The sequence below is a fragment of the Kitasatospora sp. NPDC056731 genome, from assembly GCF_040687675.1.
Classification (GTDB): Bacteria; Actinomycetota; Actinomycetes; order Streptomycetales; family Streptomycetaceae; genus Kitasatospora.
The window spans coordinates 29,923-46,741 of record NZ_JBFBNR010000007.1; the positions used below are offsets into that span (position 1 = coordinate 29,923).

A 16,819-nucleotide genomic window follows, 5' to 3' on the forward strand; every position below is an offset into this window, starting at 1 on the left:
CGCGCGGGGATTGCTCCGCCTCCGCCAGCAGCATCACCGTGACGCTGACGTCGGCCCCGCACGCGCGGGGATTGCTCCGCTGTACCTGATTGCGGAGTTGGTCCCGTTTTGGTCGGCCCCGCATGCGCGGGGATTGCTCCGCGACGGCCGCCGGTATACCTCGCCAGGCCCGGTCGGCCCCGCACGCGCGGGGATTGCTCCTGCGCTACACGCTGGCGGCGGACGTGGTGCTCGTCGGCCCCGCACGCGCGGGGATTGCTCCTCCACCACCGTGCCCCTGACGAATGCCGCCCTGTCGGCCCCGCACGCGCGGGGATTGCTCCGGCAGGGCGTGCCGTGGGGGCCGGGGTCGGCGTCGGCCTCGCACGCGCGGGGATTGCTCTACCCTGTGGGCGCATACATTCGCGGCTGCCGCGTCGGCCCCTCGCTCGCGGGGATTGCTCTGCCGTGATGGCTGGTCAGCTCTCGGCCGCGCAGTTGACCCCGTGCTCGCGGGGATTGCTCCTTGAGGAAACTGGCCAGGACCTCCGTGCCGTCGGCGGCCCCGCGATCCCGAGGGGGTTTAAGAAGCCACTGTCATGCGATCCGATTAGGGGGTTCGGCGTGACAACGCCGGATGCCGCTGCGCCCCACCCCGGAGACTCGGGGTGGGGCGCAGCGGTGTGTTCAGCGCATCAGTTCATCTGCAGTGGCGGGCAGTCGTATGGACCGGCCGTTCGCCACCATTTGCTGGAGGAGGGCGAACCCCTCCTGCTTCGAGACGATGAACCCGACGCAGGCGACCGCCATCACGTCCTTGGTGCGCATCGTCGGGATCCCTCTGTGTCGCGCGAGGTCCAACGACGCCTTGTCGTCGCTGATCCACGTGGCCTCTTTGAACTCCACCCGGGTGCTGATGACGTGCAGGGTTTCGGACTCCCCGAGATGCTTGAGCGGATCCGACGGGCTGCCGAAGAACACGCCCTGTCGAATCCGCTCCACGGCCTCGGGGTCGTCGACTTCGATCGGATCCCCCAGCCAGCGGGAGACGTCGGGTGGGTCCAGGGCCGGCAGATATCGAGATGATCGCTTGGCTTCGTAAGCCACTGCTTCCGTCCATCGACCCCGGCCGCTCAGTACGTTTTCCAGGATGTCGAGCCTGGAGACGGACGCGAAGTTGCACAGGACCGTGTTGTCGGGAAAGCAGATGATCATGGGCTGAACGCGAGCTCCGTTCCGGGATCGGACGGTGCCGCCTGCTGTTGCTCGGGCTCGGGCTGGGCGGGCTCCAGGAGGTCCAGGAGCACGTCCGGGTCGAGGTCCAGGAGGGCTGCCAGCGGCCGGACTGTCGTATCACCCGAAGCATAAGCCTTGATTGCCAGCTCTGTTAGTCGTCGAGGATGCCAACCCCGTTGGCTGCGCTCAGTGTTGACCATGTGCTGCTCCAGGGCACCCGCAGCGCCGGCGATTCTGGCGCCGTCGGCCGTCAACATCGCGCCCCACTGCCTGCGCTGATCGGAAGTCAGGACTCCCAGCACCTTCAACCGTGTTGCCATCGCGCTCGGCGACACGCGGTACTTCCAGGCCAGCTCCGCCACCAGGTCAACGCCGACCGTTCGGTCCCGGGCGTCGGCCAGAACAGTGGTGCGCGGCATCAGGAACTCCGCGGCGAACGCGTTCGCCTGCACTTCCATCGCGGTGGTCGACCGGCCCGGTTGCACCTTCTCGACGACCGCCTCGTCATGCGCGTCGCCGGCGAGAATGTGGCCGAGTTCGTGGGCAAGGGTGAACCGCTGGCGCGTCCACACATTGGTTTTGGCGACGAGGATGAGGTCGAAGCTGTCGGTCGACCAGGACAGGCCGTCCAGCTTGTCGGGAAGGTCGACGCCCGCGATCTCCACGCCGAAGGCCTGCTCGAAGCTTGAAGCGAGGTTCTGGGTCGAGAGGGTCCAGGGGTCGACTCCCACTGCCGCCAGGGCGGCCTGGGCGAGCTGTGGGCCGCCGATTCCCCCCGGGCGGTTGTGGGCGCGCCTCGGCAGGTCGCTCCCGATCCGCGCCAAGGCGTCGATCACCTGCTCGTACCGGCCCAGGAGTCTGCGCACTTCGTCCGTGGTGTGCTCACAGGCGCCCGTCTTCCGCGCGGCGGCACCGAGTGCTGTGCGCGGCTCGACGCCGCGCAGCAGCCAGTCAACGGTTCTGCCGCCGAAATCGGCGATCAGCGCTAGTTCGAGGGAGGTGAAGCGGCGTTTCCCGCCAAGCGACTTCGACAGCTTGTCTGGGGAGATTCCCATGCGCTCCGCCATGACGGCCTGGGTCTCACCCGTTGAGCCGATGACCTGACGCACGCGTTCAATCAGTCCGGCATCCATGCTGTGACCGTACAGTCACGTTGCGATTCTCGCAATCGACATGACCAGGTTGTGACCTGGGGTTCACCCGCCCGAGTGAGTGCGCGGCGCACACTGACAGCGAAGCCACGACAGGTGCCCTGACCTGCGGAAATGCAATCGCGGCCACACGGTGATTGGGCGCCGCCGGGCGCAGTGGCGAGCCAGGCCCGCAATGACCGCTGCAATCATTGGTACAGACCAGGCCGCCGCACGTCATTGCTTCGGGGACATGCCGGCTTGTCGAGCGGATGGCCGCGTCCGCCTCCGCCCAAGGCCTCCCCGCGCAGGCCGGGACGCGGCTGTGCCCCACTGGGCAGGGCCAGTGGGGCGCAGCCACGCAAGCGGTCAGGAGAGGCTGGTGGTCTTCAGAACTGTGACGCGGCGCGTCTCCTCGTTCGGCGGCATTCGCCCCGGCGCTCGCGGGGATTGCTCTCCGCTAGCATCAGTGCCAAGTCAGTGGCACGGGTCGGCCCCACGCTCGCGGGGATTGCTCCACCTTCGGCACCATCAAGGCGAAGGCCGCGGTGTCGGCCCCGCACACGCGGGGGTTACTCCCCGAACAAGGCCAAGGGGACGGCTTGGGAGAGCTCGGCCCCGCGCTCGCGGGGATTGCTCCTGGCCTCCTTGAGCTGAACTGACGTCGGCCAGGTCGGCCCCGCGCTCGCGGGGATTGCTCCTCCGGCGTCGAGGTCGGCCCCGCGCTCGCGGGGATTGCTCCGCCCCCTGGAGCAGCAAGATCTGGTCGAACTGGTCGGCCCCGCGCTCGCGGGGATTGCTCTGCCTCGTTCTGGATCCGGTCCTGGTAGAAGGAGTCGGCCCCGCGCTCGCGGGGATTGCTCCCCAGCTCCCCGCTGCTGCATCTCGAGTACCTCGTCGGCCCCGCGCTCGCGGGGGATTGCTCCGGGCCCGACCCGAGCTGCACGAGCGAGAAGGAACCGGCCTCGCGCTCGCAGGGATTGCTCCAGCACCGGCTCACCGGGGAACAGTGCGGCCCAGTCAGCCCCGCGCTCGCAGGGATTGCTCCTCCAGACCGGAAGACGAATCCGGACGTGCCTGATCGGCCCCGCGCTCGCGGGGATTGCTCTCCGCTGGTGCTACCGCGCGTTTAGTCCTGCTGGGGTGATTCGGCGCGATTTGGCGTGCTGGGGTCGCCAGCCGGGGACCGGATGATGGTCGCGGTACCAGCGTTGAGGTCGATTCCGGTCTTGGGGGGTGCGCCATCGTTCTCGTCATCACGGAGGACCAGCTCGATCCGGCGCTGCTCCAGTTGCACCCGCTTGCTGGCGTAGAGGAGAGCGTGAAGCTCCTCCGTCGCGGTGGCTCCGACCCCGCGTTCGCTCAGGTCGTCGCGCCGCTGCAGACGTTGAAGCACCCATGCGGGCCGCTGGGCTCGCAGCACAAACTGTCTCGCGGCGGCCAGAAGGAAGAACGCCGCGACCAGGGCAGCGGGAAACAGCAGGCTTCCCATGACGCTCACCATGCTCAGCATGCCCGGGTAACGTCCGCTCCGCCGACGGCAGTTCCGTCAACGGGCTTTGGTTCAGGCGGCTTTGAGGGGGCTGCCGTCGTAGGTCCAGCGGAAGGGGCGGGCTTCTGTCAGCCCCGCACACGCGGGGATTACTCCCGGGCCGGCGAAATGCTCCTGCATGACACCCGGTCGGCCCCGCACACGCGGGGGTTACTCTCCGAACAAGGCCAAGGGGACGGCTTGGGAGAGCTCGGCCCCGCACTCGCGGGGATCGCTCCGTTGTCCGCGCCGACATGACCATCCTGGAGGAGCCGACCCCGCGCAAGCGGGGATTGCTCCACCTCTTGCATCTTTGACGCCCCGCCCAGACAATCGGCCCCGCGCTCGCGGGGATTACTCTGCGGCTGTCAGGTCGTCCGGGTTGAGCAGTTGGCTGGCCCCGCGCTCGCGGGGATTGCTCCCGGCGGAAGTCCGCTTCGTGGTCGTCAGCGTGGTCGGCCTGCACACGCGGGGATTGCTCCTGCTCGACCGGGTCGCCGGCGGTGATGGTGCGGTCGGCCCCGCGCTCGCGGGGATTACTCCAAGGGCTGCCACCGGATCCACAACCGCTTCATGTCCGCTCCGCACTCGCGGGGATGGTTCAGGAGACCAGCCCCTCGCATCGGTGACCACCGGGAGCTGGTCTCGTCGAGGGTGCGAGCAAGGCGGACACGAGCCTGCCAGGGCCGGTCGAAGACGGTGTCCAACCGCCTTCGACCGGCACGCGGGCCCGCGCCACTGGCAACACACCACGGTGCTGCCCGACGCCCGCCGCGACACCGTCGAGTTCGCCGAACCGTCTACCAACGCCCCGCAATCGACACCTGCGCCACCAACCGGAACGGCCTCCGGGACAGCGGACAACACCCCTGAACCCGGCACCGGGACGACGAGCGGCAAGCTGGCGAGCGGGAGGCTGCCGACGGACCTGCCGCTCGGCACCGCGCCTCGGCCCGAGCGAGAGCATCCAGACGCCCCGACGTCACCAGCGGCAGGAAGCGATCCCAAACGACCTCCATCACCACCACGGCACACAGAATTTGCGACAGCAGCACGTCACCCCCCGCCCACCCAGCCGCCTCCTGACCTCGGGCGGATACCAACGCCAACCGCCCCCAAGCATCGCCCAGAACCTCCCCACACGAGTACGCTTCGGGAGCGCAAGACACAGCACCAACAACTCCCCCACACGCAAGAAAAAGCATGAACTCCTTCACAGACCGCCTGCCTAATCGAACTGAATCAACTGACGGCCCCTGACACGAATCACCGCAGGTCAGGAAGTATCGGCCCCGCACGCGCGGGGATTGCTCGCTGTCTCGCCTGCGAAGCGACTTGGGTAGGGAATCGGCCCCGCACGCGCGGGGATTGCTCCGACAGCCAGGCGTACGAGCAGGCCGGCATCGAATCGGCCCCGCACGCGCGGGGATTGCTCCGCCAGCGCGAGTACACCCCGGGCGCAGTGCGGATCGGCCCCGCACGCGCGGGGATTGCTCGTCGAAGAGGGCGACGCCCAGGAGCTCCAGGTCATCGGCCCCGCACGCGCGGGGATTGCTCCTGCTCCAGGGTCGAAGGGACGACGGTGCGTCGATCGGCCCCGCACGCGCGGGGATTGCTCCGAGCGGCTCCGCACCGCCTGGCACTCCGCCCGATCGGCCCCGCACGCGCGGGGATTGCTCCCGCATCCGGGCGGCGGTGGACTGCGGGATCGGATCGGCCCCGCACGCGCGGGGATTGCTCCGCGTCCTTGGGCCGGGAACCCTCCACCGGCCCATTGGCCCCGCACGCGCGGGGATTGCTCCTACCTGGTCATGCCGCGCGGCCTGCTGCAGTCGTCGGCCCCGCAAGCGCGGGGATTGCTCCTCAATTCGGGTCCGGAAAGCAGGCTTCGAATCGTCGGCCCCGCGCTCGCGGGGATTGCTCCTCCTTGATGGCGAGCTCCTCCCCGAGGGCGGAGTCGGCCCCGCGCTCGCGGGGATTACTCCGGGGTGGAGGCCCAGGAGAAGAATCAGGCCTTTTCGGCTTCGCGTCTCCGGGTGGGGGTTGCCGGCATCAGGAGGAAGTAGGTTGGCTCGCTGCCTGGGCGACGACTCCCGGCCTCCCGGTAGTTGAGAGTGATGCCGTCGTCGGTGGGGGCCAGGACTTTGTGGGGCTGATCCTTCGTCCCGTGTGCCACGTTTGCGTGGTCCTTGGCCAGTGGGAATGCCCGGTTGGCCTTGGGGCATGCCGTCGAGTCCCGTCGATCCTGGTGCTCGGTCAGTCATGGGCCCGGATCCGGGCTCATGGCGTGATCTCTGGGGAGACATCCGGGTCTTCGGAAACCGTCATGGTGCCCGCACGGGCTCAATCGAACGCGTGCTTCTTTCTCCTTCGAAAAGGTGTCGACCTCCAGGTCGGGGTTCGACCACCGCCGTCGCCGGCATAGGCAACTGCCCTATAGGCGAAACCATTTGGACCACCGGCCAACAGCAGCCGGGCTGCCGGCGGGAATCCCGCCTCCGGACCCCGTGGCTCCGGAGGTGGGATTCGAGGGGCCCTGTCGGGCCGGCCGTGAGGGGAGATCACGGCCGGGCCGAGGGGCCAGGGGGGATCAGTGCGGGAGGTTCCACTTCTGGTTGTCGGCGCCGTTGCAGTCCCAGATGCCGAGCTGGTTGCCGTTGTTGGTGGCGAAGCCCAGGTCGTCCAGGCAGCGGCCGGACTGCGGGTTGAGCAGCGAGCCGTCGGACTGGGCCTTCCACTGCTGGGCGCCGCTGCCGTTGCAGTCGTAGAGCTGGACCATGGTGTGGTTGGCGGTGTTGCCGCCCTGCACGTCCATGCACTTGCCGAGGGCGCGCAGCGTCCCGTCCACGCCGACGGTCCACTTCTGGGCGTTCGTGCCGTTGCAGTCGTAGATCTGGACCGGGGTGCCGTTCTTGTTCTCGGCGCCCTGGACGTCGATGCACTTGCTCGCGTAGCCGCTGATCTGGCCCTGCGGCCCGGCCACGGGCGGCGGCACCGTCCCGAGGAAGACGACCTGCGGGAACATGATGGTGTCACCGAAGTTGCACATGGCGGTGCTCATACCGCTCCCGACGACGGCTCCGCCGATCGCCATGCGCATGTACGGGCCGGTGTTGTTGACGTAGTACTGGCACTGCGCCTGCACGCGCCAGATCTGCAGGGGGCTGATGCCCGAACAGGTTCCGATGACCTGGCCGCCGCCGGCGGCGATGGCGTTACACCCGCCGGCCAGCGCCGCGCTCGAACTCGCCTGCTCCGCCTGGGCGGTGGCGGGCGCGGCCTGGCGCGCGGCGGTGGATGCGGCCTGGGCGGCGGCGGGGACGGTGAGTGCCGCGGCGGAGGCCAGCAGCGTGGTCATCATGACAACAGCGGTACGGCGCATGAGGGTTGGGCCCTTTCCGTGATGACAGGGTGATGGCACTGCTCAGATGTTGCGCAGGTTTGGTCATGAGCATTGCAGTGCCGCCTGGGGCCGTCAACGGATGTGGGCCGACAAGATGTCGCCATTCACCTCAGCTCATCCGCGACCTGCTTGTTCCTCGAGGAAAGCACCGGTGCGCGCACCGGACAGGAGTCGGACGGGAGCCGAACAGGGGCTGGATCCAGCCGAATTGACGTGATCTCAGCCCAGCGCGCGGTCGAGGTTGAACGCCGCGCTGATCAGCGAGAGGTGGGTGAAGGCCTGCGGGAAGTTGCCGAGTTGCTCGCCGGTCGGGCCGATCTCCTCGGCGAACAGCCCGAGGTGGTTGGCGTAGGTGAGCATCTTCTCGAAGGCGAGCCGGGCCTCCTCCAGGCGGCCGGCGCGGGCCAGTGCCTCGACGTACCAGAAGGAGCAGATCGAGAAGGTGCCCTCGGAGCCGCTCAGGCCGTCCGGGCTGGTGGCCGGGTTGTAGCGGTAGACCAGGGAGTCGGAGACCAGGCCCTTGGTGAGCGCGTCCAGGGTGGAGAGCCACTTGGGGTCGGTGGGCGAGATGAACTTGGCCATCGGCATCATCAGCAGCGAGGCGTCCAGTTCGCCGTCGTCCAGGGACTGGACGAACGCGCCCAGCTCGCTCGACCAGCCGCGCCGCATGATCTGGTGGTAGATCGCGTCCCGGGTCTGCCGCCAGCGGGGCAGGTCGGCCGGCAGGCCGCGGCGGTTCGCCATCCGGATCGCGCGTTCCAGCGCCACCCAGCACATCAGCCGCGAGTACACGTAGTTCCTGCGGCCCCCGCGGGTCTCCCAGATGCCCTCGTCGGGCTGGTCCCAGTTCTCGCAGAGCCAGTCCGCCACCATGCCGACGTCCTCCCAGCCGGCGCTGCTGATCGGCTGCCCCCACTTGTCGTACAGGTAGATGGAGTCGATCATGGCTCCGTAGATGTCCAGCTGGAGCTGGCCGGTGGCGGCGTTGCCGACCCGGACGGGGGCGGAGCCCAGGTGGCCCTCCAGGTGCGGCAGCGCGTACTCGGGCAGCTCGGTGCGACCGTCGATGCCGTACATGATCTGCAACGGGCCGTTCGCGGCGGTGTCGCGCATGCGCTCGAAGAGGAAGCCCATGAACGCCTCGGCCTCCGAGGTGAACCCGAGGCGCAGCATGGCGTAGACGCAGAAGGCGGCGTCGCGGACCCACATGTACCGGTAGTCCCAGTTGCGCTCGCCGCCGACCTGCTCGGGCAGGCTGGTGGTGGGTGCGGCGACGATCGCGCCGGTCGGTGCGTAGGTGAGCAGTTTGAGCAGCAGGGCGGAGCGGTGCACCATCTCCCGCCACCGACCCTGGTATCGCGACCCGGCCAGCCAGTGGCGCCAGAACCGGACGGTCGCCTCGAACTGTTCCTCCGCCTCGGCGCGCGGACACGACCGGGCCGGGACGTCGTCGCCGATCTGGTCGAGGGCGAACACGACGGAGTCGCCCTCCAGGAGCTTGAAGTGCGACCACACGTCCAGGCCGTCGGTCTCCAGCGGCGCGGTGGCGGTCAGCGCGAGCGTCAGCGACGGGGAGCGGAACACCGCGACGTGGCCTTCGAGGGAGACGGTGTGCGCCTCGGCGCCGTAGCCGAAGCGCGGGGCGATCCGCGCCCGGAACGGGAGGATTCCCCGGACGCAGATGAGCCGCCGGATCAGCCGGTGCCGGGCGACCTCGGGCGACTCGTCGGCCACGGGCATGAAGTCCTGGATCTCCGCCACGCCGTCCGCGGCGAAGAAGCGCGTGATCAGCACGTTCGTGTCGGGGAAGTAGAACTGCCGGGTGCGGGTCGGGACGTCCGCGGCCAGCTCGAACGATCCGCCCCGGTCCGCGTCGAGGATGGCCCCGAACACGCTGGGCGCGTCGAAGCGCGGACAGCAGTACCAGTCGATGGTGCCGTTCGTGCCGACCAGGGCGGTCGTCCGGAGGTCGCCGATCAGGCCGTGCTCGGAGATCGGCAGGTACCGGCCGCTGTCCGCCTGCTCGAACCCCGTCGTGTCGAACGCCATGCCGACCTCCCCGCCGCTGTGGCGCGGGCTTGGAGACGAAGCCTTCCCAGCCATGGTAGATCGCCGTCGGCGTGGGGGCCGGGCCGAGCACCGGCCGGTGCGGCTTCCGCCGCGGGCGCGGCCCCTCCCGTCCCAGCCGGACGCGAGGGGCCACGCCCCGTGGTCAGCGGGTGACGCTCCAGACCAGGCTGCGGGTGAGCGCCGGGGTCAGGGCCGGGTCGATGACGGCCGAGGTGGGGTCGTTCGCGACGGCCTTGAGCTCGTGGGCGGCGGGCTTGGGGCCGGTGGGGCCGAGGTCGGAGACGGCGATCGTCTTGCGGTCACGCAGGGCCGTCACCTCCTTGCCGTCGAGGTACCACCGCAGCTTGGTGCCGGAGACCGGGAGGTCGACGGTGAGGCGGTCGGTCGCGGTCAGCCGGGTGGTGACGGGCGTGGCGCTGGAGAGGGTGGAGGCGCGCCGGTAGAAGCCGGCGATCATCGCCTCGCGGCCGGGGAGGTTGAACTCGCGGCCGAGGGAGCGCATCACCGAGTTGTCGGTCGGCCGGTTGAGGCCGGACGGGTAGTTGCTGCCGCCCTGGTAGGCGCCGACGGTGCCGCCGTCGGGAGAGGTCTTGCCCAGCCAGCGGTACCACTTGGTCTTGTCCTGGCGCATCCGGTCGGCGCTCAGGGTGGTGATGTTGGGCTGCGTGGGCTCCGCGCCCTTGTAGGGCCCCGCCCCATCGGCCCAGTACTCGTCCGCGAGCTTGCCCAGCGAGTGGCCGGTCTCGTGCACCGCTATCTGGCCGGACGCGCTGTTGCCGCCCGCCACGGTGGCGATGCCCTCGTACCCGAGCGGCGACTGGGTGCTGCCGTAGCCGGCGCCGCCGTACTTGGCGGTGTTGGCGACGACGATCACGAGGTCGGCCTGCGGGGCCTTGGCGGCGTAGGCGTCGACGGCCTTGATGTCCACGCACAGCAGCCGCTCGATGGAGTTGCACCAGAAGTGCGAGCCGAGGGCGGTCTTGCGGACGGTGTTCTGCTTCGGGTCCCCGGAGACGCCCGACTGTTCGGAGACGGCGCCCACGGCCCACACGTTGAACAGCTTGCGGTAGGTGGCGTAGGGCTCGACGGCGCTGATGTCCTTCCACTTCGCCGCGGCGTCCTTGCGGAACTTGTCCTGCTCCGAGGCCGTGTAGCCGTCGCCGATCATGACCACGTCCAGCTTGCTGTCCGTGCTCCCGTTGTTGACGACCTTCGTGACGGCGCCGTCCCCGGCGGCAGCGCCGGCAGCGGCCACGCTCATGGACTGCTCGGCGACGAAGGGGGACGCCGCAGGGACCTTGGTCCGGCTGATGGCGCCGTCCTCGGCGAAGACCTCGACGTCCTGGTCGCCCGGGAAGGCGTCCGGGAAGGCGTCCGGGGAGTCGACGATGGCGGCCGGCTCGGACGGGGCGGCGACCGCCGGGCCGACGCCGACGGCGAGGGCCGCCAGCGTCGTGACGCCGGCCAGGAGGACCGAGGTGAACCTGCTGTTGCGCAAAGGAGTTTCTCCGAAATCGACGGGCAGCGAGGGCCGGTGGCGAGACTCCCGGCAGGGGACGTGCGTGCAGTACCGCACCGTCCCGTGCCGCGACACCGCCACCCGCCGCCACCACCGCCGCACAAGGCCGGAGCTGACGGGGCGACACCGTCCGCTCGCCACCTCACCGGTGGATACGTCCGGCTGCCCACGAACGGTTCACACCTGCCGCCACAGGCTCGGGGAGCCTCCACCCCACGGACGGCGGGACGGCCGCGCGCACCCGGTCGCCGGCGCCCCGGGTCTCGCGGTGCGTCACGCTCCCCTGGCCTCCTCGATGCCCGATCGCGCGGCGGCGTCCTGCTGTTGACGGGGCAGAGCGACCGGTCCGGTCCCGGAAGAGGCGTCAGGAGCACGGATGAGGCGCCGGACGAGCGGGTTGACGGGCAGGGTCGCGGCGAAGGCGGTGACGAGGAGAACAGTGAACAGCCGGTCGCCGATGATGCCCAGGTCACGGCCCAGGGTCAGGATGAGGACCTCACTGAGGCCCTTGGTGTTGAGCAGGACCGCCACCGTCGTGGCCTCGCCGCGCGGCACGCCGATCAGTCGGGCACCCAGCCTGGCGCCGGCGAACTTGCCGCCCCAGGTGACGGCCAGGAACACCACCACCGCGACCAGGCTTCCGGAACCCAGCCCGCCGATGTCCACGGACAGCCCGGTGAGCGCGAAGAAGACCGGCACCAGCAGCGCCCCCGCGTGGCGCAGCGGCACCTCGACGGCGTGCCGCAGCTCCTCGGCGGCGTCGCGCGGCATGGCCAGCCCGAAGGCGAAGGCGCCGATCACGGCGTGCATGCCGAGCCACGAGGTGGTCCACGCGGACAGCAGGATCCCACTGCCGAGGGTCAGCAGAACGAGCAGGGGATGCCCGTCGACGCGGGCCGGCCGGCGCAGCAGGCGCCGCAGCAGCGGGCGGACCACGAAGGCCATCGTCGCCGCGTAGCAGGCGAGTTCGGCGAACGCGAGGAGGACGTGATCCGATCCGCCGCTCCGGGCCGCGGAGGCGACGCAGGCGACACCGCACCACGCGGCGATCTCGGTGAGCGCCCCGCAGGCCGTGGCCATGGCCCCGGTGCGGGTCGTCTGCAACTGGTTCTCCCCCACGATGCGCGCGAGCACCGACAGCGCGCTGGCGGACAGCGCGATGCCCAGGAACACGGCCAGCAGCACGGGGGACGTCTCCGCACCGATGAGGTGGGGCCACCTGGCCGCGAGGACCGCCGCCAGGGCGACCGCGAGGGCGAAGGGCACGGCGACGGAGGCCGAGGTGACCGCCACCACGGTGCGGACCCGCCCGTTCAGCTGCTTCAGGTCGAGTTCCCACCCGGCGGCGAACATGAAGAGCGCGATGCCCAGTTGGGCGATCACCGACAGGTGCTCGCGGACCTGGGGCGGAAAGAGGATGTGCGGGAGGTCGCCCGGCAGCAGCCCGAGAACACTCGGCCCCAGGATCACCCCGACCGCGATCTCGCCGACCACCACCGGTTGGCGCAGGCGGGTGCGCAGCGGCGACAGGACGAGTCCGATCAGCAGGATGGTCGCGATGTCGGCCAGCGCGGTCGAGGAGGAGCCTTCCATGGTCGTGCGCCTTCCTGGGAACGGGGGCATGCGCGGCCCGGTGACGCGACCCCTGCATTATCGGGAAGGACCCGTTCGTCGACGCAGCGTTCCCCGCGTGTCGCGGTCGCGTGGCTCCTCCCCCGCGCCCCGATCCGGACCTTCACGCCCTCTCCCCTGTGGGGCGCCTTCGTCGCGGCCGTTCAGAACGGGGAGTTCCCGGTTTAGTGCACCCGGCCGGGCCGGTTACTCGTGGGGGCGGGCCAGCAGGGCTGCCGAGTTCGGGTCGCCGACGAAGGTCGCGGCCACTCCCTTGACGACGGCCAGCGCGGCCGGCAGTGCCGCCACGGCCGCCGCCTTGAACGCGCCGATCGACGTCAGGTTGAATCCGTCGGCCAGCAGCAGGCCGAGGAATGCCACGGCGTAGGTGGCGGCGGTGCGTTCGGCCAGATCGATGATGAACTTCCGCATGGTCGGGACTCCTTCGCGGTGAAGGTGCAGAGGTACACGGGGGGCGCTCGGAATTGCCGTCCCTGGTGTACACGTTCACGCTGTCGAGTTCCGACGACGGGCTCGGCGACCAGTCCGGTGCCCCGCACACGCGTGGTGTGCGGGGCACCGTCGTCGGCAGGCCGCCTGGCTGTCACCCGTCGTGCAGCGCCCACTTGCTGCTGTCGACCTGCACCGTGCCGGGCAGCGCGATGAGTTCGGGTTTGAACAGCGGTGGCGCGCCCATCGCGGGCTCCCAGGTGGCCAGCTTCTCGTCCTGGGGGACTTCGATCCGCCGGTCCGCGGTGAGGTCGGCGACCACCTTGAGGAGCAGTCGCACGCCGAGCGGTGCCAGGTGGTCGCGCCACAGGCTCTGCGCGGTCGAGCCCGGGGGCACGAACAGGTGCTCCTGGGCGGCGAGCGGGCCCGCGTCGGTGCGTTCGGTGAGGTGGTAGACGCTTCCGCCGGTCACCTTGTCGCCGTCGCGGATCGTCCACCGGATGGCGTCCCGGCCGCGGTGCAGCGGCAGCAGGCTGGGGTGGTAGCCGATGGTGGCGACGGCGGCCCGGGCGCGGGTCTGGCGGCCGAGGAAGGCGTGCGAGTGGGCGGCGACGATGATGTCGACCCCGTCCGGGATGTGTCGCGCGCGCAGTTCGGCCGAGTCCGTCCACGGGACGTCCTTGTGGTACGCCCAGGAGCGCAGGCGGTCCCAGCACATCGCGTCGCCCTCGTCGGACTTCCCCTTGCGCAGCCGGGGGGCGGCCGCGCCGACGATCTTGTGCCCGTCGTCCAGCAGGGCTTCCGCGACCGCGACCGCGAATCCCCCTTGTCCTGACATGTAGATGTTCATCCGGATCAGTCGACCTCTTTCAGTCCGCGGTGGTCGGGCTGGAACCGCACCGGCATCGTGGAGAACCCGGTCAGGAAGTTGGACCGGATCCGCAGCGCCTCCTCGGTCTGCTCGAATCCGGTGGTGAAGTCCCGCAGGGCCGTGAGCAGTTCGGCGATCTCCACCTTGGCCAGGTACGAGCCGACGCAGAAGTGCGGGCCGTAGCCGAAGGCCAGGTGCTTGTTGGGGGTGCGGCCGAGGTCGAACACCCCGGGCCGGGCGAAGACCCGTTCGTCCCGGTTGCCGGAGGCGTGCCAGAGGGTGACGATGTCGCCCGGGCGCAGCCGGACGCCGTGCAGTTCGGTCTCGCGTACGGCGCTGCGCCCGAAGTGCATCGTGGGCGAGGCCCAGCGCAGCACCTCGTCCACGGCGGTCTCGACCGCGACCTCGCCGTGTTTGAACCGCCGCCACTGCTCGGGTTGGGCGGCGAGGGTGTGGACGCAGTCGATCATCGTCAGCCGGCTGGTCTCGTCGCCGCCGATGATCAGGCTGTAGCAGTTGAGCACGACGTCCTCGTCGGACAGCGGCACGCCGTCGATGGAGCTGCCGATCAGCATGCTGATCACGTCGTCGCCCGGGGACTCTCGCCGCTCCTCGACGACGTCCATGAAGTACATCAGGATCTCGTTGCGGGCCATCTCGGAGTCGACCTCGTCGACGTCCTCGTCCTCGGCCGACAGCGCGGTCTTGGTCAGGCTGAGCAGGTAGTCCCGGTCCTGCTCGGGCACGCCGAGCAGGTTCGAGATCGTGGTCATCGGGATCCGGCTGGCGATCTCCTCGGCGAACTCGCAGCCGCCGGATTCGACGGCCTCGCGGATCCACTGCCGGGTGTTGACGCGGACGGTCTGCGCGACCTCGTCGAGCACCCTCGGCGAGAGCACCCGCTGGAGGATCTTGCGCAGTTCGTGGTGCCGGGGCCCGTCGGTGACGGCCAGCATCCGGCCGGCCCCGGCGTCGCCGCCTTCCAGGAGCGTGACGAGGACGTTGCCGCGCTCGGAGGTGAAGTTCACGTTGTCCCGGTAGGTGGCCATGATGTCGTCGTGGCGGGAGAGCACCCAGAATCCCCGGCGGCCGTCGGCGGGCGGGTTCCAGTGCATCGGGGCGGTGTCCCGCAGGGTGCGCCAGAACCCGTCGAGGTCGTGGTCCGCGAAGGTGGCCGGGTCGCCCAGGTCCACGGTGTCCGGTGGCGGCGTGCTCATGGTCACCAGTCCGTGCGCCAGAACCGGCGCGGCTGGAACGGGTAGGTGGGCAGCGGCACCCGGTGGCTGGCCTGCCCCCGGTGCAGGGCGTCGAAGTCCACCTGCTGGCCGGTCACCCAGGCGGCGGCCAGTTCGGCCAGCGCCCGCTCGTCCTGGCCGGCGGGCACGATCCCGTTGTCGGTGCGGGAGAAGGAGCCCGGGTCGGTCTGCGGGGCGGCGGCGGTCGTGGTGGCGGGGCCGCGGGCGGCGTCGTCGGACAGCGCCGCGATCAGCTCCGCGCGGCTGCGGACCACGGCCGCCCACCGGCGGGCCATCACCTTGCGGCCGAGGTTGAGGCTGAAGCAGACGTCGTCCAGGCGCAGGTCGGGGTCGGCCTCCAGCCGGTCCTTGAGCCGCGTACGCTGCCGGGCCAGCGCGTCGTCGTCCAGGGCGGACAGGGTGGCCAGCCGCGGCCGGCCCTCGTCCTCGGGGGCGCGCCCGGCGGCCGTCGGCGCCTCCTCCAGCAGCAGGTGCGCGTTGTAGCCGCCGCCACCGATCGAGGTGATGCCCGCGCGGCGGATGCCGGCCTGCGGCTCCCAGGGCGCCCCTTCGATCTGCGGCACGAAGGGGGTGCTGGGGAAGTCGAGGTCCTGGTTGACCTCGGTCAGGTTGATCGTCGCCGGGAGCGTCTTGTGGTGCAGCGCCAGCGCGGCCTTGATCGCGCCGAAGCCGCCCGAGACCACGCCGCCGTGGCCGACGTTGCCCTTGACCCCGCCGATCGAGGTGGTCGCGGTCTGCTTCCCGAACGCCATGGTCGCCGCGTGCACTTCGAGCTCGTCGGTCATCGGCAGGCCGAGGCCGTTGGCCTCGTACATGGACACGGTGTCCGGGGTGACGCCGCCGACCTCCATGGCGTTGGCGATGCAGGCGCTCAGCCGCTCGGGCTGGGCCAGGCCGTACGCCATCGCGCTGACGCCGTTGTTGTTGACGGCCGAGCCCTTGACCACGGCGTAGATGTGGTCGCGGTCGGCGACGGCGTGGCCCAGCGGCTTCAGCAGCACGGTGACGACGCCGCTGGACAGCGCGGTGCCGGTGCCGTTGGCGTCGAACGGGCGGCAGTGGCCGTCCTTCGACAGGATGCGGTTCTCCTCCCACAGGTGGCCGCGCGGGTGCGGCAGGCGGACCATCGCGCCGCCGGCGATCGCCAGGTCGGTCTGGCCGAGCAGCAGCGACTGACAGGCCAGGTGGACCGCGTAGTGGAAGCCCGCGCAGACGGCGGCGACGGTGACGGCCTCGCCGATGAGCCCCATGTAGTACAGGGCGTTGGAGGTCATGGTGTCCGGCGACCACGCCAGGCTGGCCTCGATCGCCTCGGGGCCGACCGACACCCGGTCCGGCGGGGAGCTGTAGAGCGCGGCGGTCTGCGGGTTGTTGGCGCCGTACATGCCGATCTCGGCCTTGAGCCGGTCCGGGTCGTAGCCGCCGTCCTCCAGCGTCTCCCAGGCGCTCTCCAGGAACAGCCGGTTCTCCGGGGTCATCGCGGCCGCCATCCGGTCGCTGATGCCGAACACCGACGGGTCGAACTTGTCGTACGTGTCGAGCACGCCGCAGGCCCGTACGTAGAACGGGCTGTGGATCAGGGTCTCGTCGACGTGGATGTCGTCCTTGGCCAGGAACGACACGGACTCCCGGCCGTGAACGAGGTTGTCCCAGAACTGCTCCTTGGTGCGGGCGCCGGGCGCCCGCAGGGACATGCCGATGACGGCCACGTCGCCCGGGTCGTAGTCCTGCTCGGGGTTGTCGGTCATGGGGAGGCTCCTGCT

At 70.2% G+C, this 16,819-nt stretch carries 11 protein-coding genes and 1 CRISPR repeat array; all 11 genes read right to left on the reverse strand.

The window, feature by feature from the left end:
- Nucleotides 1-666 precede the first annotated feature (666 nt).
- A complete protein-coding gene (locus tag AB0R04_RS09140) occupies nucleotides 667-1,194 on the reverse strand; it encodes a hypothetical protein (RefSeq protein ID WP_363369450.1) in 528 nt (175 codons plus the stop codon).
- On the reverse strand, nucleotides 1,191-2,348 hold the full coding sequence (locus AB0R04_RS09145) for an XRE family transcriptional regulator (protein WP_363369451.1): 1,158 nt from the start codon (nucleotides 2,346-2,348) through the stop codon (nucleotides 1,191-1,193). The genes AB0R04_RS09140 and AB0R04_RS09145 overlap by 4 nt, the downstream gene beginning before the upstream one ends.
- Before the next feature lie 1,126 nt (nucleotides 2,349-3,474).
- The gene (locus AB0R04_RS09150) at nucleotides 3,475-3,858 is read right to left on the reverse strand and encodes a DUF6191 domain-containing protein (protein ID WP_363369453.1); all 384 of its coding nucleotides are present in this window, start codon (nucleotides 3,856-3,858) and stop codon (nucleotides 3,475-3,477) included.
- A gap of 1,303 nt (nucleotides 3,859-5,161) precedes the next feature.
- Nucleotides 5,162-5,861: direct repeats of the CRISPR family, unit length 28 nt; unit sequence ATCGGCCCCGCACGCGCGGGGATTGCTC.
- Nucleotides 5,862-6,466: 605 nt separating this feature from the next.
- Nucleotides 6,467-7,237: a ricin-type beta-trefoil lectin domain protein gene (locus AB0R04_RS09155; RefSeq protein WP_363369455.1), complete on the reverse strand. Its 771-nt coding sequence runs from the start codon at nucleotides 7,235-7,237 to the stop codon at nucleotides 6,467-6,469.
- A 261-nt stretch (nucleotides 7,238-7,498) separates the two neighbouring features.
- Nucleotides 7,499-9,328 (reverse strand): glycoside hydrolase family 15 protein, encoded by a 1,830-nt coding sequence (locus AB0R04_RS09160; RefSeq protein ID WP_363369457.1) that lies wholly within the window; start codon nucleotides 9,326-9,328, stop codon nucleotides 7,499-7,501.
- 163 nt (nucleotides 9,329-9,491) lie between these two features.
- Nucleotides 9,492-10,847 (reverse strand): M64 family metallopeptidase, encoded by a 1,356-nt coding sequence (locus AB0R04_RS09165; RefSeq protein WP_363369459.1) that lies wholly within the window; start codon nucleotides 10,845-10,847, stop codon nucleotides 9,492-9,494.
- Between the two features lie 294 nt (nucleotides 10,848-11,141).
- Nucleotides 11,142-12,461 (reverse strand): cation:proton antiporter, encoded by a 1,320-nt coding sequence (locus tag AB0R04_RS09170; protein ID WP_363369461.1) that lies wholly within the window; start codon nucleotides 12,459-12,461, stop codon nucleotides 11,142-11,144.
- Between the two features lie 225 nt (nucleotides 12,462-12,686).
- Entirely contained in the window at nucleotides 12,687-12,911 is a 225-nt protein-coding gene (locus AB0R04_RS09175) for a holin (protein ID WP_363369463.1), read from the reverse strand.
- A 172-nt stretch (nucleotides 12,912-13,083) separates the two neighbouring features.
- Nucleotides 13,084-13,779, reverse strand: a complete 696-nt coding sequence (locus AB0R04_RS09180) for a formyltransferase family protein (RefSeq protein WP_063346318.1) — start codon at nucleotides 13,777-13,779, stop codon at nucleotides 13,084-13,086.
- Between the two features lie 5 nt (nucleotides 13,780-13,784).
- On the reverse strand, nucleotides 13,785-15,023 hold the full coding sequence (locus AB0R04_RS09185) for a cytochrome P450 (protein ID WP_363369465.1): 1,239 nt from the start codon (nucleotides 15,021-15,023) through the stop codon (nucleotides 13,785-13,787).
- A complete protein-coding gene (locus AB0R04_RS09190) occupies nucleotides 15,020-16,804 on the reverse strand; it encodes a type I polyketide synthase (RefSeq protein ID WP_363369467.1) in 1,785 nt (594 codons plus the stop codon). Before AB0R04_RS09190 ends, AB0R04_RS09185 begins: the two co-directional genes overlap by 4 nt.
- Between the last annotated feature and the right edge of the window lie 15 nt (nucleotides 16,805-16,819).